At 70.7% G+C, this 24,714-nt stretch carries 15 protein-coding genes; 7 read left to right on the top strand and 8 right to left on the bottom strand.

Going from position 1 to position 24,714, the window contains the following annotated elements; genetic code table 11:
• Positions 1-22: 22 nt before the first annotated feature.
• Both ACE3SG_RS25380 and ACE3SG_RS25375 read right to left on the bottom strand, forming a co-directional pair.
• Positions 23-1,024, bottom strand: a complete 1,002-nt coding sequence (locus tag ACE3SG_RS25380; protein ID WP_374569031.1) for a LacI family DNA-binding transcriptional regulator — start codon at positions 1,022-1,024, stop codon at positions 23-25.
• 160 nt (positions 1,025-1,184) lie between these two features.
• Positions 1,185-2,588, bottom strand: coding sequence for a GH1 family beta-glucosidase (locus ACE3SG_RS25375; protein WP_374569030.1), 1,404 nt, complete (start codon positions 2,586-2,588; stop codon positions 1,185-1,187).
• A gap of 199 nt (positions 2,589-2,787) precedes the next feature.
• Between ACE3SG_RS25375 and ACE3SG_RS25370 the strand changes: the two genes are divergently transcribed.
• The 3 genes from ACE3SG_RS25370 (at position 2,788) to ACE3SG_RS25360 (ending at position 7,293) form a co-directional block, all read left to right on the top strand.
• A complete protein-coding gene (locus tag ACE3SG_RS25370; RefSeq protein WP_374569029.1) occupies positions 2,788-3,672 on the top strand; it encodes a hypothetical protein in 885 nt (294 codons plus the stop codon).
• Positions 3,673-3,989: 317 nt separating this feature from the next.
• Complete coding sequence (locus tag ACE3SG_RS25365) at positions 3,990-5,429, top strand: glycosyl hydrolase family 8 (protein WP_374569028.1); 1,440 nt, start codon at positions 3,990-3,992, stop codon at positions 5,427-5,429.
• 247 nt (positions 5,430-5,676) lie between these two features.
• Positions 5,677-7,293 (top strand): methyl-accepting chemotaxis protein, encoded by a 1,617-nt coding sequence (locus ACE3SG_RS25360; protein ID WP_374569027.1) that lies wholly within the window; start codon positions 5,677-5,679, stop codon positions 7,291-7,293.
• A gap of 24 nt (positions 7,294-7,317) precedes the next feature.
• Here the strand turns inward: ACE3SG_RS25360 and ACE3SG_RS25355 are convergent, their stop codons facing one another.
• Positions 7,318-9,405, bottom strand: a complete 2,088-nt coding sequence (locus ACE3SG_RS25355; protein WP_374569026.1) for an ATP-dependent helicase — start codon at positions 9,403-9,405, stop codon at positions 7,318-7,320.
• Between the two features lie 203 nt (positions 9,406-9,608).
• On the opposite strand from ACE3SG_RS25355, the gene ACE3SG_RS25350 reads away from it, so the two are divergent.
• Positions 9,609-13,535, top strand: a complete 3,927-nt coding sequence (locus ACE3SG_RS25350) for a PAS domain S-box protein (RefSeq protein WP_374569025.1) — start codon at positions 9,609-9,611, stop codon at positions 13,533-13,535.
• A gap of 28 nt (positions 13,536-13,563) precedes the next feature.
• Here the strand turns inward: ACE3SG_RS25350 and ACE3SG_RS25345 are convergent, their stop codons facing one another.
• Together ACE3SG_RS25345 and ACE3SG_RS25340 are read right to left on the bottom strand one after the other, a co-directional pair.
• Positions 13,564-14,217 (bottom strand): hypothetical protein, encoded by a 654-nt coding sequence (locus ACE3SG_RS25345; RefSeq protein WP_374569024.1) that lies wholly within the window; start codon positions 14,215-14,217, stop codon positions 13,564-13,566.
• Positions 14,218-14,230: 13 nt separating this feature from the next.
• Positions 14,231-15,637 (bottom strand): selenium-binding protein SBP56-related protein, encoded by a 1,407-nt coding sequence (locus tag ACE3SG_RS25340; protein ID WP_374569023.1) that lies wholly within the window; start codon positions 15,635-15,637, stop codon positions 14,231-14,233.
• Between the two features lie 300 nt (positions 15,638-15,937).
• Between ACE3SG_RS25340 and ACE3SG_RS25335 the strand changes: the two genes are divergently transcribed.
• Positions 15,938-17,311 carry a M23 family metallopeptidase gene (locus tag ACE3SG_RS25335; protein ID WP_374569022.1) on the top strand — a complete coding sequence of 458 codons (1,374 nt, stop codon included), beginning with the start codon at positions 15,938-15,940 and terminating at the stop codon, positions 17,309-17,311.
• A 9-nt stretch (positions 17,312-17,320) separates the two neighbouring features.
• Here ACE3SG_RS25335 and ACE3SG_RS25330 read toward each other — a convergent pair whose 3' ends face one another.
• Together ACE3SG_RS25330 and ACE3SG_RS25325 are read right to left on the bottom strand one after the other, a co-directional pair.
• Entirely contained in the window at positions 17,321-20,626 is a 3,306-nt protein-coding gene (locus ACE3SG_RS25330; protein ID WP_374569021.1) for an EAL domain-containing protein, read from the bottom strand.
• Positions 20,627-20,719: 93 nt separating this feature from the next.
• A complete protein-coding gene (locus ACE3SG_RS25325; protein WP_374569020.1) occupies positions 20,720-20,959 on the bottom strand; it encodes a cysteine-rich CWC family protein in 240 nt (79 codons plus the stop codon).
• A gap of 112 nt (positions 20,960-21,071) precedes the next feature.
• Here ACE3SG_RS25325 and ahpC point away from each other — a divergent pair, with 112 nt between their 5' ends.
• Together ahpC and ahpF are read left to right on the top strand one after the other, a co-directional pair.
• Positions 21,072-21,635 carry an alkyl hydroperoxide reductase subunit C gene (ahpC, locus tag ACE3SG_RS25320; RefSeq protein WP_374569019.1) on the top strand — a complete coding sequence of 188 codons (564 nt, stop codon included), beginning with the start codon at positions 21,072-21,074 and terminating at the stop codon, positions 21,633-21,635.
• Between the two features lie 219 nt (positions 21,636-21,854).
• Positions 21,855-23,441 carry an alkyl hydroperoxide reductase subunit F gene (gene ahpF, locus ACE3SG_RS25315; protein ID WP_374569018.1) on the top strand — a complete coding sequence of 529 codons (1,587 nt, stop codon included), beginning with the start codon at positions 21,855-21,857 and terminating at the stop codon, positions 23,439-23,441.
• Positions 23,442-23,472: 31 nt separating this feature from the next.
• Here the strand turns inward: ahpF and ACE3SG_RS25310 are convergent, their stop codons facing one another.
• The gene (locus ACE3SG_RS25310; RefSeq protein WP_374569017.1) at positions 23,473-24,681 is read right to left on the bottom strand and encodes a citrate/2-methylcitrate synthase; all 1,209 of its coding nucleotides are present in this window, start codon (positions 24,679-24,681) and stop codon (positions 23,473-23,475) included.
• Positions 24,682-24,714 lie beyond the last annotated feature (33 nt).

Here is a 24,714-nt window from a genome sequence, read left to right as displayed (position 1 = left end):
GCCTCGCCAGGGCTCAGGGCGGTCAGCCCGGTCGTAGGCTGGACTGGCGCACCACCAGCTCGGCGCGCAGCAGGCGCGTGCCGGACGGTGGGCGATCGGGCACCTCGATGGTCGAGGCGAGCTCGGCCAGCGCGAGGGCGCCCAGTTCGACGATCGGCACCCGCACGGTGGTCAGCGGTGGGTGCACATAACGGCAGATCGGGATGTCATCGAAGCCGGCCAGCGCGATGTCCTGCGGCACCGACAGGCCGCGTTGCGTCATCACCGCCAGGCAGCCGAGCGCCATCATGTCGTTGCCGGCGAAGACCGCGCTCGGGCGCTGCGACAACGCGAGCAGCTCGTGGCCGGCGCGTTCGCCGCTGGCGTCGGTGAAGTCGCCGGGCAGCACCAGCTCGGGCGTGCCGGGCAACGCCTGGGCCAGCGCGCTGCGGTAGCCGCGCAGGCGCTCTTGTGCTTCGTGGTTGTCTTCGGGGCCGGCGATGAACGCGATGCTGCGGTGGCCGACCGAGGCCAGGTGGTGCACCATGGCCTGGGCGCCGCCGAAGTTGTCGACGCGGAAGGTGGTGTGCAGCGTGTTGTCGACGCCCGAGTTCATGATCACCGCCGGCATGCCGGGCGGCAGGCTGCCGCTGATCACGGCCGGGTCCATGTGGGGCGACATCAGCAGCAGCCCGTCGACGCGGCCATGCATCGCGCGCAGCGCGGCCGAGGCCTCGGCGGTGCTGCCGTGCGAGCTCGACACCAGCAGGTGCAGCCCGCGCGCGCGGGCCGCCACGTCGATGCCGCGGATCAGCTCGGAGAAGAACTCGCCGTGCAAATCGGGCAGCAAGGCGCCGACGGTGTGGGTGCGGCGGGTGATCAGGCTGCGCGCCGCGCTGGACGGCGTGAAGCGCAGCTCTTTGGCGATGCGCTGGATGCGTTCGCGCGTTTCGGGCGTGACGGCGGCGTGGCCGTTCATCACGCGCGACACGGTGGCAACCGATACACCGGCTTCGCGGGCGACATCTTTGATGGTGGTGGCCATGGGGGAGCGTGGGGGTTGGCGAGGCCGCAGCGCACGCGCCGGCTCGTTGACAGGCGGCCGTGCCACCTGCCACGCCATGGCCCGCGAGGCGACCACGGGGCCTCGGAGAAGAACGTTGGCCGCATTAGACGCCATCACCTCAGCCCCGGTGCAAGCGTTTTTACCGTGGGGCCGGGCCGGGCCCGGTGGAGGGTGGGGCGGCCGTGTCGTTCAGGCAACGCCCCTGGCTGGCAATGACTTTCGTATACAGCGCGGCAGTCGCTTTGGGTGTTCGCTTCTGGGTCGCGTAGTCGACATGGATCAGGCCGAAGCGCTTGGAATAGCCATGCGCCCATTCGAGGTTGTCCAGCAGCGACCAGGCGTAGTAGCCCTTCAGGTTCACGCCCGCCTCGCGGGCGGCGTGCAGCGCGCGCAGGTGGCGGCGCAGGTAGTCGGTGCGCAGCGGGTCGTCGAGCTGCGGGCCGTCGACGGTCGGCGGGTCGTAGAACGCCGAGCCGTTCTCGGTCACGTACAGCGGCAGGTCGCCGTAGTGCTGCTTGAACCAGACCAGCGTGTCAGTCAAGCCGGGCGGGTAGACCTCCCAGGCCGTCTCGGTGTGGGTGGCATGAGCCTGGCGCACCGGCGCGGCGCGCAGCAGCCACACACTGGGGTCGTCGCGCACGACGGCGCGGGTGTAGTAGTTGATGCCGACGAAGTCCAGCGGCTGCCGGGCCAGCGCCAGCTCGTCGGCCGTCCAGTCGACCCAGGCTTCGCCGAAGACCTCGGGCAGCTCGGGCGGCGTCTGGCCGCGCAGCGCGGGGTCGAGGAACTGGCGGTTCATGTAGGCGTCGGCGCGCGCGGCGGCGGCGCGGTCGGCCGTGCTCTGGCTGGCCGGGTACTTGGGCTCGATGTTGACGACCAGGCCGATCTGCCGGTCGGGCCGCGCCGGCACCTGGGCCCGGAAGGCCTGCACCGCGCGGCCGTGGGCGCACATCAGCCGGCGTGCCGCGATGGCGGCCTCGTAGGCGCTGCGGTGGCCGGGCGCGAGCGTGCCGTGCAGGTAGCCGCCGTCGGTGATGACCCAGGGCTCGTTCAAGGTGGCCCACATCGGCACCCGGTCGCCCAGGGCCTTGAACAGCACCTCGGCGTAGTCGCCGAACCAGTCGACGCTGTCGGGGTGGAGCCAGCCGCCGCGGTCGTCCAGCTCGGCCGGCAGGTCCCAGTGGTAGAGCGTGATGTTGGGGGCGATGCCGGCGGCCAGCAGCGCGTCGACCTTGCGCTCGTAGTGGGCCAGGCCGGCCGGGTTCACGCGGCCCCGGCCTTCGGGCAGGATGCGCGACCACGAAATGCTGAAGCGGTAGCTCGTCAACCCGAGCTGGCGCATCAGCTGCAGGTCTTCGGGCCAGCGGCGGTAGTGGTCGCAGGCGACGTCGCCGGTGTCGCCGTCGCGCACCCGGCCGGGGGTCCGCACGAAGCGGTGCCAACTGCTGGTGCCGGCCCCGTCGGCCAGCGGAGATCCCTCGACTTGGTAAGCAGCTGTCGCAGCGCCCCACACGAAGTCAGGCGGAAATTCGATCGATGCCATATCGAGTTAAGAGGTGAAGAGCGGCGTTTTCAACATGGAAACGTTTACACGATGCTCGAATCATAGTTTCATCACGTTGCGAAGAATGCCTGGGGCAAACCCGGTGCGGGACATTGCCCCCCAAGAACGGCAGTTACATTTCTCGCCAATGGCAAGAGACACTTGCCGCGCTCATTTCCCGTACCTGTCGAGGCCTGCCGTGTTGATCTCCGACAAAGTCGTTTTCGTCGAGCTGCAGAAGACCGGCTCGACCCACATCAAAAACCTGCTGAAGGAAACCGTTGGCGGCAAGAACGACGGCAAACACAACGTGCCGTCGGCAGAGCTGCTGGCCAGCGGCCGCGAGTTCCTCGGCTCGGTGCGTGACCCCTGGGGCTGGTACCTGTCGCTGTGGTCGTATGGCTGCCAGCAGCAAGGCAAGCTCTACCAGCGCCTGACCAACGCCAAGCGCTGGGAGCGCGTGCAGCCCAAGCTGGCCGAGGTCCGCAAGGCGCAGAAGGAAAAGATCAAGGCCCTGGCCGCCGGGCGCGGCATCGCGCTGGAGCCGGGCGAAAAGAAGTGGAAGCCGATCCTGATCCCCGACCGCCTGGGGGTCGATCGGGCCAAGAACTTCTACTACAAGGACCCGTCCGACGCCGAGGCCTTTCGCGAATGGCTGCGGCTGGTCTGCTCGCCGGCGGCGCGGCGGCTGGTCGAAGACGGCTTCTCGAAGTCGCCGATCGGCAAGCTGGGCGGCTTGATGACCTTCCGCTACTTCAGCCTGTTCGTGCCCGGCGCCGACGAGATCCCGCCGACGATCAACACGCAGAAGATGCTGCGCGCGTTCGAGGCCGATCGTGTCGCGGTCAAGCACATCGTGCGCCAGCACACGCTGGCCGACGACCTGGTGCACGCGCTGGACAGCTGCCAGATCGTGCTGACCGACCAGCAGCGGGCCAAGATCTACGAGGCCAAGCCGACCAACAAGTCGACCCGCCCGCACCCGTTCGCGCACTACTACGACGTCGAGAGCATCGACATCGTCGCGCGGCGCGAGAAGTTCATCATCAACCGCTTCGGCTACGAACGGCCGAACGTCGCCTGACACCCTGAGCGAGCCCGCCCCGGGCCGCTCACGGGCATCGACGCCTTCTGCTGCCACCGCCCGCGCGGCGCCTTGCCGCGTGCGTCGATGATGTGGTTCGGCGCGCGCCACCAACTCCACCATCGCTGATTGGCGCTGCGCCAGCCCGGCGCGCGCGGGGGCGCTTGCGCCGGCGGTGACGCCTTGTTGCGCCAGAAGCATTTGCCCCTAGGTAGAACGCCCATGTCGATGCAGCAAGCCGCCGGATTTCCGTCGGACGGTTGCGGGCCGAAGATGCGGCTCACATTCCAACCCCTGACGACGAGGAGAGACGCGTGATGATTGCTGTACGACCGATCGCATTGGCCGGCTTCACGCTGGCGGCATTGACGACCGCCTTGCTGGGCGGCTGTGGCGGTGGTGGCGAAGACGACACCGGGCCGACCGAAACCGCGCAGAACACGCCGCGCATCGGGCTGCGCGTGCAGCACGGGCCGAGCAGCCCTGGCGCGGGCGCCCAAGAGGCCCAGAGCACCGACGCTGCCGACGTCGCCGACGCGACCGACGCCGCCCCCGACCAGCAGGCCGCCGCGATCGACGCACAAGCCGAGAGCGTCACCGCCACGGCGCGGCCGTTCCCGTACCACGTGACCTACACCTCGGGCGCGATCAAGCCCAACAACGTCAGCCAGTCGGCGATGGACGGCAAGGTCACCACCCACTACAACGCCTGGAAGACCAACTACCTGCGCACGCTCGGCGGCCAGGGCACCTGGGTCAAGTACGACGACACCAACTCGACCGTCTCCGAAGCGCACGGCTACGGCATGGTGCTGGCCGCCTACATGGGCGACAAGACCAACTTCGACTCGATGTACGGCTACTTCACCAAGCACTACAGCAGCAACGGCCCGCACCTGATGTCGTGGAAGCAGACGTACTCGGGCGGCGTGATGAAGAACGTCGAAGGCAACGACTCGGCCACCGACGGTGACCTGGACATCGCCTACTCGCTGCTGCTGGCCCACGTGCAATGGGGCTCGTCGGGCAGCATCAACTACCAGGCCCGCGCGCTGGAGGTGATGCACGACATCCTGAAATACGAGGTCAACTCCACCTACTGGAACCTGACCCCGGGCGACTGGGCGTCGGGCGGCGATGCCAACCACACCCGCCCGTCGGACTTCATGACCGGCCACATCCTGGCGTTCGCCAAGTACGACAGCGCGAATGCGAGCAAGTGGAACAACGTCTACAACACGATCTCGCAGGCCGTGAACTACCAGTACGGCCACGGCAGCGGCTCGACCGGCCTGATGCCCGACTTCATGGTCCGCTCGGGTTCGAACTGGGTGCCGGTGTCGGGCACCTACCTCGAGAGCAAGCACGACGGTGACTTCAACTACAACTCGTGCCGCACGCCGTGGCGCCTGGCGATGAGCTGGCTGAACAACGGCAAGACCGACATGCTGGCGCCGCAGCAGAAGATGGCCTCGTGGATCAAGGGCAAGACCAGTGGCAAGCCCACCGGCATCCGCGCCGGCTACTACGTGAAGAACGGCACCAACGGCAGCAGCTACGTCAACTACGACGACCTGTCGTTCACCGCGCCGATGGCGGTCAACGCGATGATGGGCGGCTCGGGCGCGCAAAGCTGGCTGAACAGCCTGTGGACCTCGATCACCGGCGGCAACTACGGCACCAAGGTCGATTACTTTGGCGACGCGATCCGCATGCACGTGTTGCTCACCGTGTCGGGCAACTGGTGGACGCCTTGAGGTGAGCGCCGCCTCCTGTTGAGACGTCGTGGCCGCGTGGGGCGGCCATGTTCGCCGCCGGCGCCGGGCCACCTGCGCCGGCGTTTTTGCGTGACCAAAGCACGCATAGCGCCACGGCGCCGGCGCCGCCCGCACGGAATTGACACGAGTCAACCTGGCCGGCGGGGGCGCGGATGATCATGACGACGTCCAGGAACAGGCCCGCGGGCTGCCCGGCGGGGCGCTGCGGCATGCAGGAGTCGTCATCATGTCGCCCAATGGAAGCATGGCCACGGGCCGGGCCTCTTCGAACGTGGCCGACGGCCACGCGCCCGGGGGCGGCCCGCCGCCGGCTGCGGGCAAACGCCCGCGGGCCTGGGCGGGCCTGTTGCGCATCCCGGGCTCCGCCCAGTCGGCGATCGCCCGCATCAATGAAGGCAGCGCGGCGCTCGATGTCCGCGTCAACGGGTGGACGCGCCTGTCGCGCGGGCTGCGCCAGTTCTTGCAGGACTTCCGCGAGCTCATCATCGCGGCGCGCGCCGGCGGCATTCGCACCGCGTTCGACGTGGCCCACCTGAAAAAGCAGGTCGACCTCACCGCCAGCAAGGCCGAGCTGCAGCGCAAGGACGCCCAGGCCCTGTCCGCCGACGCGGCCCGTGTGACCCAGCTGTCGGCCAATGCCGAGGCGGCGGCCAAGGTCATCACGCAGATGTCGGACCGCTCGCTGGCCGCCGCGGTGACCTCGATGGACGAGCTGGAGCAGGTGCGCCAGCGCATCGCCCGGATGGAGACGACCGTGGCGCAGTTCGCCGGCACCGTGGCCCAGCTGGCCGAGGGCGCGAAGGCGATCGGCGACATCGGCTCGGTGATCCAGGGCATCGCGATGCAGACCAACCTGCTGGCCCTGAACGCCGCGATCGAGGCGGCGCGCGCCGGTGAAGCCGGGCGCGGCTTCGCGGTGGTGGCCAACGAGGTCCGGGGCCTGGCCGCGCGCGTCAACGCCGAGACCAAGGAAATCAGCGAGCGCAGCGATGCGATGCTGCACCTGGTCGAATCCACCACCGCCGGGACGCGGCAGATCAGCGAAGGCGTCAGCACCTCGGTGGCCGGCATGAGCAGCACGGTGAGCCGGTTCGAAGCCTTCATGCGCGACTTTCGCGAGATGGCGCACAACGTGGGCCAGATCGCCAGCGCGATCGACGAGCTCGGCGCGGTGAACCGGGAGATGAACACCCGCATCGCCGCCGTCTCCGCCACCGCCGGCGAGGTCCACACGCTGATGGCCGACTCGGCCGGCCGGGTCGACCAGTTGCGCACCAGCACCGAAGAGATCCAGGCCTCGTTGGCCACGTTCCGCACCGGCGGGACCGTATTCGACGATCTGGTCGAAGCCACCGCTGAGCTGCACGCGCGCACCACCAACTGCCTGGCGCGCCACCACGCCAAGGGCCTGAACGTGTTCGACCAGCACTACCAGCAGGTCGCGGGCTCGAACCCGCCGCGCTACACCACCGGCTACGACGCGCAGGTGGAGGCCGATCTGCAGGCCTTGTACGACGAGACGCTGCGCACGCTCGAAGGTTGCGCCTACGCGCTGGCGGTCGACACCAAGGGCTACGCGCCGGCGCACAACAAGGTCTTCTCCGAGCCGCCCAACGGCCATTACGACCACGACTTGGCGCACACCCGCCACAAGCGCCTGTTCGACGACCCGGTGGGCCGCAAGCTGGCCGCCAACACCAAGCCGACGCTGTTCCAGTGCTACCTGCGCGACACCGGCGAGGTCATCAACGACCTGTCGATGCCGATCTACCTGAACGGCCGCCACTGGGGCGCCGTGCGGGTCGGCATCGCCAACAGCCGGCTGGTGGCGCGGGGCACCTGAGCCGGCCGGCGCCGGGTGCCCTGTTCACCAGCGCTCGCGCAGCCGCCGTGCCAGGTCCAGCACGGGGCCCGGCGGTGGCGTCAGCGGGCCGCTGGCCCAGGTCGGGGTGCTGGGGCCGGTGCTGTCGAAATGCGCCGCCACCTCGGGCGGGATGAAGCGCGACAGCCCGCCATACAGGTGGCGGTCGCCGAAGCGGCGCTGCTGCGTGACGTAAAAGCGCTGCGGCACCATCAGGGCCAGGTGATTTCGCGCGCGGGTCATCGCCACGTACAACAGGCGCCGCTCTTCTTCGAGCTGCACGCGGGTGGCGGTCGACAGGTCACCCGGCAGGCAGCCGTCGATCACGTTCAGCACCGTCACCGAGGCCCACTCCTGGCCCTTGGCGGCGTGGATCGTCGACAGGATCAGGTAGTCCTCGTCCTGGTGCGGGTCGCCGGCCTCGTCGCTGGTGGCTTGCGGTGGGTCCAGCGTCAGCTCGGTCAGGAAGCGCTCGCGGCTGGCGTGGCCGCTGGCCAGCCGGGCCAGCTGCTCGATGTCGGCCTGGCGCGGCGCCGGGTGGTCGTGCAGCCGCTCCATCTGCGGCAGGTACCAGTCGGCCACCGCGGCCAGCTCGTTCGGCCAATCGGGGGCCTCGCTCAAACCCCGCAGCAGCCGGGCCAGCGGGGCCCACTCGCCACGGGCCGTGGCGGGCGGCTCGAAGGCCTGCAGCACGGCGTGCGGGTCGGCGCTGGCGTCCATCGCATCGAGCAGGCGGCGCGCCGTGGCCGGCCCGATGCCCGGCACCAGCTGCGCGACGCGAAAGCCCGCCAGCCGGTGCCGCGGGTTGCTGGCCCAGCGCAGCAGCGACAGCACGTCTTTCACATGCGCGGCTTCGAGAAATTTCAGGCCGCCGTACTTGACGTAGGGCACGTTGCGGCGCGCGAGCTCGAGCTCCAGCGCGGCACTGTGCGACGACGTGCGGAACAGCACCGCCTGCGACTTGAGCTTCAGCCCACCCTCACGCCGCGCCAGCACGCCGTCGACGACCCAGCGCGCCTGCGCCGAGTCGTCGTCCACCGCCACCAGCTGCGGCCGCTCGGCGCCGGGGCGGTCGGTCCACAGCTGCTTGGTGAAGCGCTCGGGGGCCAGCGCGATCACCGCGTTGGCCGCGTCGAGCAGCGGCTGCGTCGCGCGGTAGTTGCGCGCCAGCGTGACGATGCGCGCCGGCGGCGTGAACGCGGCCGGGAAGTCCAGGATGTTGCGCACCTCGGCGGCGCGGAAGGCGTAGATCGATTGCGCATCGTCGCCCACCACCGTCAGCCCGTCGCCCCGAGGCTTGAGCGCCAGCAGGATCGCGGCCTGCAGCCGGTTGGTGTCCTGGTATTCGTCGACCAGCACGTGGGTGAAGCGCTCGCCCAGCCAGCCGGCGATGTCGGGCTCGCGCATCATCTCGGCCCACCACAGCAGCAGGTCGTCGTAGTCGAGCGCCTGCTGCTCGCGCTTGGCCGCTTCGTAGGCGCGAAACAGCGTGCGCAGGCCCGCCTCGGCGTCCACACACCAGGCAAAGGCCTCGCGCAACACGTCGCCCAGCGGCGCCTGGCTGTTGACGACGCGCGAGTAGATCGCCAGGCAGGTGCCCTTGAGCGGAAAGCGCATGGCGCCGCTTTCGGCCGCGCGGGCCAGCCCCTGCGCCTCGCGCACCCAGCCCATCAGGTCTTCGGCGTCGCCGCGGTCGAGGATGCTGAAGTCTTCCGACAGGCCCAGCCGCACCGCCTGCTCGCGCAGCAGCCGCGCGCCGATCGCGTGGAAGGTGCCGGCCCAGGGCAGCTGTGGCGCCGCGGCGGCCGACAGGCCGAGCGCGGCCTGCAGCATGGCCGCCACGCGCTGCTGCATCTCTTGCGCGGCGCGGCGCGAGAAGGTCAGCAGCAGCAGGCGGTTCGGGTCGGCGCCGCCGAGCACCAGCTGCGCCACCCGCGCGGCCAGCGTGGTCGTCTTGCCGGCACCGGCGCCGGCAATCACCAGCAACGGGCCGTGGCCGTGGGTGGCGGCTTCGCGCTGGTCGTCGTTCAGCGAGGCCAGCGGGTCGACGCGGCCAGGGGCGGCAGGGCGGGGCGGGGCGACGACGGCAGACACCCTGCCAGCATACTGGATGAATGCCCAGTGCGGCGGGGTGCCGTTCGGCGCGCGGCCACCCGCCGTGGGTGGTGGGCGGCCTGCACGCGCGCCCAACGGGCGGGCTGCGTGGGTCGGATGCGCGTGTCTGGTGCGCGCGCTTGTCGCGCGTGCCCGCCTGCACTACCCTCGGCTGGCTACGGTGTCCCCCGCCGTGGCGCCCGATGAAACCCGCGCGCACCTTCTTAGGCCGACTGTTGTTGCTGGTCGGGGTGGTCACCCTGCCCTGGCTGCTGGCATTGGTGTTCGACATCTTCCAGGACCGGCAGGCGGCCGAGGCGCGGGTCATGGACAGTGCCCACAAGCGCTCGGAGCTGTTGGCCGAAGAGGTCGACAGCACGCTGCAGCGCAACCGCCAGCTGCTCGATTTTCTGAGCGACCGGCCCGAGATCCGCCAGGCCGACGTGGCCGGCTGCAAGACCTTGCTCGCCGGCCTGTTGCGCATCGACCCGCTGCTGGCCAACGCCGGCCTGGTGGGGCTGGACGGACAGGTGCTGTGCGCCTCGGTCGACAGCGCGCGCATGCCGGCCAGCCCGGCCGACTCGCCCGAGTTCGGGCTGGCGCGCGACAGCAGCGAGCTGGTGGTCGGCCGGCCGCGCTGGGGCCCGGTGGCCGACAAGCTGGTGCTGCCGCTGATGCGCAGCGTGCCGGGCCCGGACGGCCGGCCGGTCGGCTTGCTGGTGTTGACGCTGGACCTGACGGCCTGGTCCGAAGGCTGGCGCCGCCATGCCGAGCCCGACGGCGGCACGGTGGTGCTGCAGGACCGCACCGGCATCGTGATCGGCCGCTACCCGGAGCCCGAGAAGTGGATCGGCCACGACGAGTCGGCGCGGCTCGAGGCCTTTCTTCGCGCATCGCCAGAAGGGCAGGGCCTGGGGGTGGGGGTCGACGGCGTGCGCCGCTTCTATGCCGCTGTGCCGGTCGGCCGTTGGGGCCTGACGGTGGTGGCCGGCGTGCCCGAGGATTCGGTGCTCGCGCCGGCGCGCAGCCAGGCGCGCCAGGCGGTGCTGGCGCTGGCGCTGCTGTCGGCGCTGGTGCTGTGGCTGGCCTGGCGGCTGTCGCACCGGCTGGTGGCGCCCTTGGCCCACCTGGCCGCGACCGCCCGCGCGGTGGCCGAAGGCGAGCCGCAGGCCCGCGCCGACGAAGGCCTGCCCGGCGAGTTCCGCACCGTCGCCAGCGAGTTCAACCGCATGCTCGACGGCCGCGACCGCGCGCAGGCCCGGCTGGCCGAATCGGAGCGGCGCTTTCGCGAGATGCTGGACACGGTCGAGCTGTTCGCGATCGCCGCCGACCGCGAGGGCCGCATCACCTACTGCAACGAGTTCTTCCTGCAGCGCACCGGCTGGCAGCTGGACGAGCTGGCCGGCGCCGACTTCGGCGAGCGTTGCCTGCCGCACGGCAGCCATGGCGAGCACGAGGCCTGGCACGCCGCGCTGCGCGAGGGCCACCTGCCGGCGCACAACGAGGCCGTGCTGCTGACCCGCAGCGGCGAGCACCGCCTGGTGCGCTGGAGCAGCACCGTGCTGCGCGACGAGCGGGGCCTGGTGGTCGGCCGCGCCAGCATCGGCGAAGACGTGACCGACCAGCGCCGCGCCGAGCAGCAGGTGCGGCGGCTGTCGGGTTTTCTCACCGCCTTGTCGCGCACCCAGCGCGCGATCATCCACCGCGCCCCGCGCGACGAGCTGCTGCACGAGGCCTGCGATGCCTGCGTCGACGCGGGCCAGGCGCGCATCGCGAGCGCCTGGCTGACCACCGACGGCCAGCTGGTGGCGGTGGCCTGGGCCGGCCCGGCCGACTGCCTGTTTGGCGCGATGCCGACGCGGCTCGACCTGCAGGCCGAAGGTTTTGCCGACACGCTGACCGGCCGCGCGTTGTTCGCCGGCCTGCCGGGCGTGTGCAACGACATGGCGCTCGATGCCTGCGCCGGCGACTGGCAGCGGCGGGCCGACGCCGCCGGCGTGCGCGCGCAGGTGGTGTTCCCGCTGCGCTGCGCGGGCGACATCGTCGGCGTGCTGCTGCTGCACATGGACGAGACCGACTGGTTCGACGATGCGCTGGTCGACCTGCTGCGCCAGCTGACCGACGACCTGGCCTTCGCGCTGGACAACCTGCAGCGCGAGCAGGCGCGGCTGGCCGCGCAGCGCCAGGCCGCCACCGACCACCGGCGCTTCAAGAGCATCTTCGACGCGTCGCCGACCGGCATCGCGGTGCGCACGCTCGAAGACGGTCGCCTGCTCGACCTGAACCCGGTCTTCGCGCAGCGCGTGGGCCGGCCGCGCGAGCAGCTGCTGGGCTACAACCTGCGCGAGCTGGGCGTGGGCATGTCGCCCGAAGACTACGAGCGCATGATGGCGATGATGAAGGCCAACGGCCGGGTGCGCGACTTCGAGGCCAAGGTGCACGGGGTCGACGGCACCGAACGCATCATCCTGTTCAACGGCGAGCTGATCGACTACGACGGCGAACCGGCGGTGCTGACGATCAGCCACGACATCACCGCGCGCCGCCGTGCCGAGCAGGCGCTGCAGGCACGCGAGCGCCAGCTGGCGGGCATCGTCGACTCGGCGATGGACGCGATCATCACGCTCGATGCCTCGCAGCGCGTGGTGATGTTCAACCACGCCGCCTGCACGATGTTCCGCGTCAGTGCCGACCAGGTGATGGGCCAGCCGCTGGACGGTTTCATCCCGACCGAGCTGGCCGAGCGGCACCGGCGCGGGCTGCAGGCCTTCATCGACAGCGGCCGCGAGCAGGTCACGCTGGGCAGCGAACGCCGGCTCTACGGCCTGCGCGCCGATGGCGAGCGCTTTGCCTTCGAGGCCGCCGTGTCGCGCCAGGGGCAGGGCCCGCAGACGACGATGACCGCGGTGATCCACGACCTGACCGAGCGGCTGGCCGCCGAGGCCGCGCGCGAGGCCCGCATCGTGGCCGAGGTGGCCAGCCAGGCCAAGACCGAGTTCCTGTCGCGCATGAGCCATGAGCTGCGCACGCCGCTGAACGCGATGCTGGGCTTCGCGCAACTGCTCAGCGACGACCCGCGCGAGCCGATGAGCACGCGCCAGCACCACCACCTCGAGCTGATGCGCGAAGCCGGCTGGCACCTGCTGGCACTGATCGACGACGTGCTCGACGTTTCGCGCATCGAGGCCGGTGAGCTCGACATGCGGCTGGAGCCGGTGGCGCTGCAGCCGCTGATCGAATCGGCCCTGTCGGTGGCCGCCACGCTGGCGGCGCGGCACAACGTGCGGCTGCGCCCGGGGCCGGCCGGCACTGACCCGCGGCTGGCCGTGCTGGCCGATGCCACGCGCCTGCGCCAGGTGGTGCTGAACCTGCTGTCCAACGGCTGCAAGTACAACCGCCCCGGCGGCGAGGTGTGGGTCGAGGTGGTGGACGACGGCGACGCCTTGCGCATCGACGTGGTCGACAACGGCATCGGCATGAACAGCGACCAGCTGACCCACCTGTTCGAGCCCTTCAACCGCCTCGGGCGCGAGCGCGGTGCCGTCGAAGGCACCGGCATCGGGCTGCACCTGACGCGCCAGCTGGTGCTGAAGATGGGCGGCACGATCAGCGCGCAAAGCAGCGCCGGGCGGGGCACCCGCATGAGCGTGCGGCTGCCGCGCTCGAGCCCGGCCGACGCACTGCGCCGCCTGGGGCCCGACCCTGGCGACGGCACGCCGGCGCTGGCCGAGGGCTCGCTCGAGGGCTCGATCCTCTACATCGAGGACAACCCTGTAAACCTGATGCTGGTCGAGCAGTTCCTGCTGCGCTGGCCGGGGGTCGCGCTGAGCAGCGCCGCCACCGGCGAGGCCGGCATCGCGCAGCTGGCGCAGGTGCATGGGCGCGACAGCCACTTCGACCTGGTGCTGCTGGACATGCAGCTGCCCGACATGCACGGCACCGAGCTGCTGCAGCAACTGCGCACCGGCGACCTGCTCAACGGCACGCCGGTGGTGGCGCTGTCGGCCAGCGCGATGCCCGAGGCGGTGGACGCGGCGCTGGCGGCCGGCGCGGTCGAGTACTGGACCAAGCCGCTGAACCTGGCCCGGCTCGGCGCTGACTTGCGGCGCTTCTTGCGGGTGACCTGTTGACCCCCACGGCCCCTGCCGGGCGGGCGGTTCAGTGGGGGGAGAGGGTGATGGCGGCGAGGCCTGAGGCGATCAGGCCGAGCGCCCAGATGCGGTCCAGGTCGAGCCAGGTGGCTTGGAGCGCTTGCAGGCCGAGGTGGCGGTAGACGATCCATGCCATGCCCAGGCCCGAGCCGATCATGGCGGTGGTGTGCACCAGCGACACCGCGAGCGCGGTGCCGGGGCCGTTGACCATCAGCTGCAGCAGGGCTTGGTGGTCGGGCGCGGCGGGCTCGGCGGGTGCGCACAGGCCCATCACGATCGGCAGCAGCATCAGCGCGGCGCCATGCGCCGTGGCCATCAGGAACGACCACAGCGCGAGCTGCGAGGGCCGGATGCGGGCGAGCCAGCGCGGGTGGCGACGCCACAGCAGCCGTGCCACGCCGAACAGCACGACCAGCACGCCGGCGCCGATGCGAATCTCGCGGCTCCACTGCAGCAGCCAGCTGAGCAGCGTGAACGGCACCAGCACCAGCGCCATCGCCAGCAGGTGGCCGGTGCCCAGCGGCAGCCAGGTGCCCAACACGGCCGCGCTGCGCCGCTCGCCCAGGCCGTTGGCCACCGCCAGTGGCCAGCCCATGGCCGGGTTCAGGCCGTGGTACAGCCCGATGGCGACGACGCCGGCCCACAGCGTGGCGTTGGACACGGCGGCGGTGCGCTCAGGCCGAGGGGTAGCAGAACGAATCGGTCGAGCAGTCGCCGCCCTGCAGCCGGATCTGGTGTGCGCAGTAGTCGGGCCCGAAGTCGACGACGAAGTTGTCGTCCAGCCTCAGCCCGCCGTCCTGGCCGGCGTGGCACAGGACCTGGCGGCCCGGCACGCCGTCGGGGTAGAACTGCTGGTCCCAGCGGCTGTACAGCGAGTTGGTGAAGTACACGCGCCGGCCGTCGCGGCTGATCTCGACCATCTGCGGCCCGCCGCCGAAGGCCGAGCCGTTCGAGTGCGGCGTGTGCTTGGCGATGCCGCCGACGCGCACGCTGCCGGCCAGGCGCGGGTTCATCGGGTCGGTGACGTCGTACTGCCGCAGCTCGCCGGTGCCCCAGCAGGCGACATAGAGAAAACGGTCGTCGAGCGACAGGTCGATGTCGCTGATCAGCGGTGGCACGGCGCCAAAGCCCTTCAGCAGCGCCGGCAACTGCGACGCATCGGCCGGCTCGGCCGGGATCACCGCGGTCTTCCTGGCGTGGAACTGGCCGCCCTCGCGGTACCAGGTCCAGATCGAGCCTTCGAGGTTGGTGGTGTCGACCACCACGCCGAGAAAGCCGTACTCCTTCGTCGGGTCGTGCGCCGGGCGGATCTCGAGCGCCATCTGGTGGTTGGCGCCGAGGTCGATCGTCTGCACGTGGCGGCGCGCGCGCAGCTCCCAGAAATGCAGCCGGTGGCCGTAGCGGTTGGCCAGCAGGTCTTCGGCGACGATGCCGTTTTCGAACTGCGGCGGCAGGCCCCATTCGCTGGACACCATGTAGTCGCGCGGCAGGTTCCACCAGAAGTCGTAGTGCAGCTTCTGCGGGCCGGGGTCGATCTCCCACTGGCCCAGCAACTCGAAGCTTTCGCAGTCCATCAAGAATACGCCGGGCCGGCCCTGCGTGCCGTCGGCACCGCCGCCGCCGAGCGTGCTGATGTAGATGCCCTCGGGGCCGCAGTGCACGGTGTGCGGGCGCGAGTAGCCGGTCTTGCGCATCACCTCTTCGGGCTCGATCACGCGGGCGATCGTCGGGCGCGTCGGGTCGGGCTGGGTGTCGACGATGTACAGGCGCGACGAGCGCAGGCCCGGGATGACCAGGTAGCGGCGCTTGACGAAGGCATGGCCCGACATCGGCGACAGCGCCGAGCTGCAGGCGTTCCAGCCGAAGTGGTGCAGCTCGTCGCCGCGGTACGGCATGTCCAGCCGGTGCAGCACCGTGCCGTAGCGGGCCGAGCCGGGGTCGAGGTCGACCACCGCCAGCGCGTCGGGGCGCGAGCCGTCGGGCGACAGCAGCGCGGTGTAGGCGATGCGCTCGCGTTCGGCCTGCATCGCCAGGCGGGGCGAGGGGTGGAAGGTGGGGTCGGTGCGCAGTGAATCGAACATGGGCTCTCCCTTCGGTGTGGGGTGCCGCTGGCGGCCGACGGCCGCAGCACCATGGCGGCGCGAAGTGTGTGCCGTTGCCGCCGCGCCGGGTGTGAAGCCCCGGGTGGCCACGTGGGCATAACGATCTGCTTGTGGGTGACCGTGGCCGCGCGGTCGCGGTCACCAGGCGAAAGCGCCGGCGGTACAGATCGAGACGGATTCGAACCGACCGACACCGCACCACGCCGGTGCGGGCCGGTAAGGTGCGCGTCGCGAGGCAGAGGGCTGCCCGCCCGACAGACGAACGACAGGAGATTCCCGATGAAGCACCGCATTCCCGCCCTGGCCATCCTGACGCTGGCCGCCTTGGCCGCCGGCCCGCTGCGCGCCGACGAAGGCAGCGCCAAGTCCAGCGAGGCCCCGGCGCCGGCCGATCTGCGCGGCAATGCCGAGGCCGCGGTCGTGCCGCACCATGGCGGGCTCGACCAGGCCGTGCGCGAGGCGGTGCTGGCGCTGCACGGGGCCCAGGTCCGCGACAGCTATGGCCAGCTGACGACGCCGGTGGTCGAGCCGCAGCGCGAGTCGGCAGACTTCCGCTGGGCCTTCGGCGGCGTTTATTTCCCGGTGCCCGACGGCGTGCACGCCGGCCCGGTGGCGGTGCTGTTCATCGCCCGCCACGGCGCGGGCGGTTGGGAGGTGGCGCTGGAAGACAGCGAGCGCTTCAACGCGCTGGCCCAGCGCGCGCCCACCAGCGTGATGAGCGCCGCGGAGCGTGGGCTGTTCGCCGAGCGGCTGGTTGCGATTCGCGCGCGCCAGGCCGCGGGCGAATCGACGCTCGCGGTCGACGTGGGCCTGGGGATGCCGTTCAAGAAAGAAGGCTCGGTCTGGGGCACGGCCGGCGTGCACGGCGACAGCGGCACGAGCCGGCCCTACAACGCGATCGACTTCTGGGGCGGCGACGCGCGCGTGCTGGCGTCACGCAAGGGCACCGCCTACAAGTACTGCACCAACTCGCGCTGGCCCTACATCAAGCTGATGCACAAGAACGGCTGGTCGACCGGCTACTACCACACGCGCAACCAAGCCAACATCAGCAACGGGCAGGTGCTGCTCGAAGGCGCCTTCATCGGCAACAGCGGCGTCGAGCTGCCGTGCGGCGGCAGCGCCAGCGGCGACCACGTGCACTGGACGCTGTGGCGCGACAGCGGTGCCGCCGAGGCGGTGGACAACAAGCTGATCGGCGGCTGGGTCTGGCACGAAGGCAGCCAGGCCTACAGCGGCTACGCCGAGCGCAACGGCAAGCGTGTCAACGCCGGCCAGTCGGGCCTGATCAACTACGGCCACGGCAAGACCCCGCCGCCCGACGAGCCCTGCAGCGGCACGGGCTGCGACAAGTACAGCGGCAGCTTCAGCGGCTCCAACGACGTCAACCTGCACCCGAGCGCCGATGGTTTCCAGTACGGTGGCGGCACCTTGTCGGCCTGGTTGCGCGGGCCGGACGGCACCGACTTCGACCTGATCCTCGGCCGCTACAACAGCAGCACCGGCCAGTGGGACCGCGTGGCCGGCAGCGACGGCCCCAGCTCGACCGAAGAGCTCACCTACAACGCCGGCGCCGGCAAGTACCGCTGGCGCATCAACCAGGTCAGCGGCACCGGCAGCTACACGCTGTGGACGCTGCGCAAACCGAGCTAAGGCCCCTCGTCAAACCGACTGGGCCTCCCTCTCGGAGGGTGGTCGGGAGGGAGCGTCCTGCTTGCTGGAGCCCCCGCTTGGAGGGGGCTCGGGGGAGCCCATGTTCGACCGAAGGCGAGGATTCTGAGCGGCATGCCGCTCGGAATCCTGCCACCAGTCGGCGAAGTCCCCGGCCGCCATCGGCCGGCCGAACAGAAAGCCCTGCGCCGCGTGGCAGCCGAGCGCGGCCAGCGCGTCGGCCTGGGCCTCGGTCTCGACGCCTTCGGCCACCACCCGCAGCGCCAGCGCGTCGGCGACCTGCACGGTCGACTTGACCAGCGCGGTCTGGTACGGGTTGTGGACCATCTTCGCGACGAACGCGCGGTCGATCTTGACCGTGTCGATCGGCAGTTGGTCGAGTGACGCGAGCGACGAGTAGCCGGTGCCGAAATCGTCGAGCGCCAGGCTGACGCCCATCGCGCGCAGCTCGGCCAGCACGGCCTGGGCCGATTCGCCCTGCATCGCCAGCGTCTCGGTGATCTCCAGCCGCAGCGCGCTGGGTGGCAGGCCGTTGTCGTCGAGCGCGGCGCGCACCGCGGCGGCCAGGTGGCCGGGGCGCAGCTGGGCGCGGCTGAGGTTCACCGCCACGGTTTGTGGGGCCGCGTCGCCCAGTCGGCGCTGCCAGGCCGCCAGGTCGGTGCAGGCGCGGCGCAGCACGCCTTCGCCGAGTTGTTCGATCAGCCCGGCCTCTTCGGCCAGCGGCACGAACTCGGCCGGCGACACCAGGCCGCGCTTCGGGTGGTGCCAGCGCGCCAGCGCCTCCAGCCCCACCGGCCGCCGGTCGTCGAGCGCGACGATCGGCTGGTAGACGACGTAGAGCTGGTCCTGCTGCAAGGCCTGGCGCAGGTCGGCTTCGAGGTCCATCGCATGGCGGATGCGCCGGTGCATCTCGGGGTCGAACACCACGTAGCGGCCGCGGCCGCGGCGTTTGGCCTCGTACATCGCGGTGTCGGCGTCGCGCAGCACCGATTCGACGCTGGCCGACGAGACATCGCTGGTGACGATGCCGATGCTGACGCTCGACTGCACCGCGCGCCCGGCCAGTTGGTACGGCGCGGCCAACGCTTCGAGCAGGCGCTGCGCCACGCGGGTGGCGTCGCCGGCCTGGGGGATGCGGTCGAGCAGCACGACGAACTCGTCGCCGCCCAGGCGGCCCGCCACGTCGGGCAGCTCGGCCAGGCGGGCCACGTCGTCACCGGTGCGCAAGGTCAGCTTCACGCGCGCGGCGATCTGGCGCAGCAGCTCGTCGCCGGCGTCGTGGCCCAGGCTGTCGTTGACGAGCTTGAAGCGGTCGAAGTCCATGAACAGCACCGCGAAGGCCGCGCCGGTGCCGGCATGCACGCGCTGCACGCAGCGCGCCAGCGCCTGTTGGATGCCGGCGCGGTTGGGCAGCTGGGTCAGCGTGTCGGTCAGCGCGGCGTCGCTCAGCGCCTGCTCCAACCGCTTGCGGGCGTGGATGTCGACGTTGACGCCGGCCATGCGGCGCCCGCGGCCGTCGGGCCCGCGCTCGATCACCGCGCCCGCGGCCAGCACCCAGCGCCAGTCGCCCGACTGGTGGCGCATGCGGAACTCGGTGCGGTAAGGCACGTCCGGGTCGACCAGGTGGGCGCGCAACGCGGCCCGGGCCAACGCGGCGTCTTCGGGGTGGACCAGGTGCTGCCAGCCGTCCAGCGTGCGCGGCACCTCGTCGAGGTTGAAGCCGAACATCCGGGCCCAGCGTTCGTTGTAGTCGATGTGGCCGGTCTGCATGTCCCAGTCCCAGGTGCCGACACCGGCGCCGTCGATCGTGGTCTGCAGCAGGTTGCGCTGGGCGCGCACCTCGGTTTCATCGAGGAAGCAGGTGACCACGCCCTGTGGTGTGCCGTCCAGGCCCATCAGCGTCTGGGTGTTGACGCGCAGCCAGCGCCGTTGCCCCTCGGGCGTGCGCACGCCGATCGGCTGGTTTTCCTGCGGCTGGCCGGTGCGCAGCGTGACCAGCGAGGGCAGGTCGGCCGGCGCCAGCGGCTGGCCATCGGCGTTGACCATGGCCCAGCGCGGGTCGATGCTGTCGCGCCCGATCAACTGGTCGCGCGGCACGCCGGTCAGCGCTTCGGCCTTCTGGTTGGCATCGACGATGTGGCCTCGCGCGTCCTGCACCACCAGGCCGGCGGGCAGGGCGCGCAGGATCGCGTTCAGGTACTCGCGCCGCTCGACCTGCGCGGTGATGTCGGTCTCGACCGCGACGAAACCGGTCAGCGCGCCGGCCTCGTCGCGCAGCGGCTGGATGTCCAGGTCGACCCAGTAGCTGTGGCCCTGCTTGCCGCGGTTGAGCAACTCGACCCGCAAGGGCTGGCCCAGCGCGAGTGCGCGCTGCAGGGCGGCGTGGGTGCGGCTTGGCTCGCCATCGTCGGCCGCGGCGGGCTGCGTCAACGCGCCCAGGCGCTGGCCGCGTGCTTCGTCGAGGCTGTAGCCGCTGACACGGGTGAAGGCCGCATTGGCCCAGATGACCTGGGCCTGCGCATCGGCGATCACGACCGCGTTTTGCGTGCGGTCGGCCACCAGCGCCAGCCGCTGCAGCTGCTGCGCCTGTTCGGCCAGCCGGGCGTGGTGGCGCTGGATGCGGCGCGCCAGCGGCTCGCCCAGGCCGAGCACCAGCGTGACCATGCCCAGCACGAGCACCGCCACCAGAACCGCATGGGCGTGGCGGGTTTCGCGGTGGCGGTCTTCGGCCAGCTTCTGCAGCTCGCCGACGGCGCGTTCCATCGTGTCGATGAACTGGCGCGCTTCGCCCTGCACCCGCGCCACATAGGGCTCGAGCCGGGTGTCGCCGCGCTCGCGGGCCATCTGCAGCGATTGGGCCGCGGCCCACAGGCGCTCGCGCCGGGTGGTCCAGTGGTCGGGCTCTTCGTTGTGGTCGCCCCAGACGCCCCGCAGCTCGTACAGCCGCACCGCGTCGTCCATCATCTCGCCGAGCGTGGCGGCCAGCGGCTGTGCGCTGTCGATGCCGTTGCCCGCCGCCAGCGCGTTGGCGGCCATGTGCTCGGCCAGGAAGACCTGGCGCCCGGCCAGGTTCAGCGCCTCGGCGTCGCCGGCGCTGGACACGGCCAGGTTGTTGGCCGCGACGACGAAGGCCCACGCTGCCAGCACCAGCACCGTGACCACCACGCCCAGCAGGCCGCGCAGCCAGACCGCCTCGCCGGCGTGCGGCAGGCGCTCCAGCGCCGCCGCCAGCGCTTCGCTGCGGGAGGCGGTGGCGCCAGGGGTGGCGTCGTCGGTGGACGAGGGCGAACGGGTCATCAAGCGGGCGGGCCGAGAAATGGCGGACAGGCACCACGCGTGCGGGTGGTACTCGTCGGCATATCGGTCCGGTACCCGGGCGCTTGACCCCGCTTACCGTGCGGAAGGCCGGCTTGGGGCCGAATCCCGCACCAGGTCGAGCGGCGCGCCTTCGCTGAGCGCCCGCAGGCAAGGCAGGCACAGGCAACCCGTGAAACGGGAACGGAGCGCCGACTGTAAGCCCTCACTCAGCTGGAGTGTGCCGCACGCGCAAGGTTCGGCATCGGCCGCGCCGCAGTGAAACCCGCCGCCGCAGCGTGGGCAGCGGTCGGAAGCGGGCAGGGGAGCGGTCATCAATAGAACTTTCCTATAAGTCGAATCAGATCAATCAATCATGCAAATGCTGCGGCGCACCTAACATTCGTCCCATCCCGTTCAACCTCTGCTTTACAGAAGGAATCTCGTCATGTCGCTGATCAACACCAAGGTCCAACCGTTCAAGGCCGAAGCTTTCCACAACGGCAAGTTCATTGCGCTCACCGAGGAGTCGCTCAAGGGCAAGTGGTCGGTCCTGATCTTCATGCCGGCCGCGTTCACCTTCAACTGCCCGACCGAGGTCGAAGACGCGGCCGACAACTATGCCGAATTCCAGAAGGCCGGCGCCGAGGTCTACATCGTCACGACCGACACCCACTTCGCGCACAAGGTGTGGCACGAGACCTCGCCGGCCGTCAGCAAGGCCAAGTTCCCGCTGGTGGGCGACCCGACCCACGCGCTGACCAACGCCTTCGGCGTGCACATCCCCGAAGAAGGCCTGGCGCTGCGCGGCACCTTCGTGATCGATCCCGAAGGCACGATCAAGACGATGGAAGTGCATGACAACGCGATCGCCCGCGACGTGAAGGAAACGCTGCGCAAGCTGCGCGCGGCCCAGTTCGTGGCCAAGAACCCGAACCAGGTCTGCCCGGCCAAGTGGAACGAAGGTGCCAAGGCGCTGACCCCGTCGCTGGACCTGGTCGGCAAGATCTAACGAAGCAGCCCGTCTCCCTGCTGCGCCCGCCAATCTCGGGCCTGCGCTGCTCGCCGTACGGGAGTACGGCTGTGCGGCTCGGCTCCGACCTTGACGGGCTCGCAACGGGATCCAGGCTACTTCGTTCCGCCTACTCACTTTCCCCTCTCTCAGCTGCGCAGAGGCTGGCATTTGCCAAGCCGAGTGGGCGCAGCCTTGCCCGATCACGAGGAATCGACCATGTTGGACACCGCCACCCAAGCCCAGCTGCGGGCCTATTTCGAGCGCATCACCCAGCCGATCGAACTGGTGGCGAGCCTCGACGACCGGCCGGCCTCGGCCGAGATGCGCGAACTGCTCGGTGAGTTGGCCCAACTGGCGCCGACCGGCCAGATCAGCGTGCGCTACGACGGCGACGATGCGCGCCGGCCGTCGTTTGCGATCAACCGCGTTGGTGCCGACATCGGCGTGCGCTTCGCCGCGATCCCGATGGGCCACGAGTTCACCTCGCTGGTGCTGGCGCTGCTGCAGGCCGGTGGCCACCCGCCCAAGGTCGAGCCCGAGGTGATCGAGCAGATCCGCGGTCTCGAAGGCGATTTCGTCTTCGAGACCTACATGTCGCTGACCTGTCACAACTGCCCCGATGTCGTGCAGGCGCTGAACCTGATGGCGGTGCTGAACCCGCGCGTGCGCCATGTGGCGATCGACGGTGGCCTGTTCCAGCGTGAGGTCGACGAGCGGCAGGTGATGGTCGTGCCGTCGGTCTACTTGAATGGCCAACCCTTCGGCACCGGCCGCATGGAGCTGGCCGAGATCCTGGCCAAGGTCGACAGCGGCGCCGCCGAGCGCGAAGCCGCCAAGCTGGCGGACAAGGCGCCCTACGACATGCTGGTGGTCGGCGGTGGCCCGGCCGGCGCGGCAGCCGCGATCTACGCGGCGCGCAAGGGCATCCGCACCGGGGTGGTGGCCGAGCGTTTCGGCGGCCAGGTGCTCGACACGCTGGCGATCGAGAACTTCGTTTCGGTGACCGAGACCGAGGGGCCGAAGTTCGCCGCGGCACTGGAGCAGCATGTGCGGACCTACGAGGTCGAGATCACCAACAACCAGCGCGCCGAACAGCTGGTGCCGGCCAGCCAGCCCGGTGGGCTGATCGAGGTGCGGATGGCCAACGGCGCGTCGCTGAAGGGCCGCACGATCGTCATCTCGACCGGCGCGCGCTGGCGCAACGTCAACGTGCCCGGCGAGGCCGAGTACCGCAACAAGGGCGTGGCCTACTGCCCGCACTGTGACGGCCCGCTGTTCAAGGGCAAGCGGGTGGCGGTGATCGGCGGCGGCAACTCGGGGGTCGAGGCGGCGATCGACCTGGCGGGCGTGGTGCAGCACGTGACGCTGCTCGAATTCGCCGATCAGCTGCGTGCCGACGCGGTGCTGGTCAACAAGCTGAAGAGCCTGCCGAACGTGGCCATCCACACCCAGGCGCAGACGACCGAGATCACCGGCGACGGCCAGAAGGTCAATGGCCTGGTCTACACCGACCGCGCCAGCGGCCAGTCGCACCGGGTGGTGCTCGAAGGTGTCTTCGTGCAGATCGGCCTGGTGCCCAACACCGAGTGGCTGAAGGGTGTGGTCGAGCTGAGCCGCCACGGCGAGATCGTCGTCGATGCCAAGGGCCAGACCAGCGTGCCGGGCGTGTTCGCCGCCGGCGACGTGACGACGGTGCCGTTCAAGCAGATCATCATCGCCGCCGGCGACGGCGCGAAGGCGGCGCTGGGGGCGTTCGACCACCTGATGCGCACGCCGGCACCGGCGGTGGCCCACGCGGCCTGAGGCCGGCGCGAACACCGCGGCGCGCTCGCCTTCACGGCCCGATGTAGCGCGAGCGCACCCACATGCGCTCGCCGCTGAGGCGCTGCTCGAGCGCATGGGCAATGAAGCCCACGCAGCGCGGCGCCATCAGCATCACCGTCGACGCTTCGCGCGGCGCGCCCAGCGCGCGGCGCAACGCCACCAGGCCGAAGTCGAGCGAGGGCTTCCAGCCCGTCAGCCGCTCGACCGCCGCGGCCATCGGCACCGGCGCGCCCCATTGCTCGACCAGCGCCAGCAGCGCCACTGCCCGTGGGTCGCCGGCCGGGTAGTACAGGTGGTCGAAACCGGGCAGTGTCTCGCCGCGGTCGAGCCGGGCGCCCAAGGCGGCGGCCTCGTCCGGCTGCGCCATCACCTCGTCCCACAAGGCTTCGACGCGGGCGCTGTCGCCGCCGTTGAAGGCGGCGCCGAGGTAACACAGCGCGCCCATCACCGACGCGCCGAGTGACGCGCCGACCGAGCTGAGCTGGCGCGCCGTCAGCGCGATCAGGTTCATCTCGTGCTCGGCCGACAGCACCAGCGCCTGCCGTACCAGCTCGGCGCCCCCATCCGGCAGGCCCCAGTGGGCGGCCAGCAGATCATGCGCCGGCCGGGCCGACGGCGCTTCGCCCAGAAAGCATGCCAGCGCGACCCGCAGGTGCTGGCCGCAGGCCCGCGCCAGCGCCTCGCCGTCGGGCAACCAGGCCGGCCCGTGCAACGCACTCTGGGCCATCGCCCAGCGCGCCAGGGTGCGCTCGGCCAGCGGCCAGCCGGCGGTGGCCTGCACGCTGGCCACCCAATCGTCACCAAGCGCCGGCACCGCGCCAGCGAACGGGTCGTGCGTGTCGAACTGCCACAGCCAGCGCGCCACGTCCTCAAGGCTGGCGCCATCGCGTGCCATCTCGGCCGCCGGCCGGCCGCGGTAGACCAGTTGCCCATCGACGATGCCCGAGACCGCCGAATCGAGCACCGGCAGCCCCTGCGTCAACGCGCCCTTGATCTGCTGCTCGCCGCGCCGGCCCTGGCCGCGGCGCTGCGCCAGCTGGTCGATCTCGAAGCTGGAGTAGCGGCTGGCGCGGGGGTCGGCCGGATCGGCCAGTGCGCTGAGCTGGTTGCGGCTGACGTAGGCATACAGCGTGGCCTTGCTGACGCCGAGCCGGCGGGCCGCGTCGTCGGCCGACAGCAGCTCGGTGCTGTAGGGAGTCAAGCCGGTGCGGTGCTTCATATATTGATGAAGTTGATCAAGATTGACGGAATC

The organism is Ideonella sp., from assembly GCF_041914305.1.
Classification (GTDB): Bacteria; Pseudomonadota; Gammaproteobacteria; order Burkholderiales; family Burkholderiaceae_C; genus Ideonella.
The sequence above is the reverse complement of the archived record's forward strand: the minus strand, read 5'-3'. Positions and strand labels throughout refer to the sequence as shown.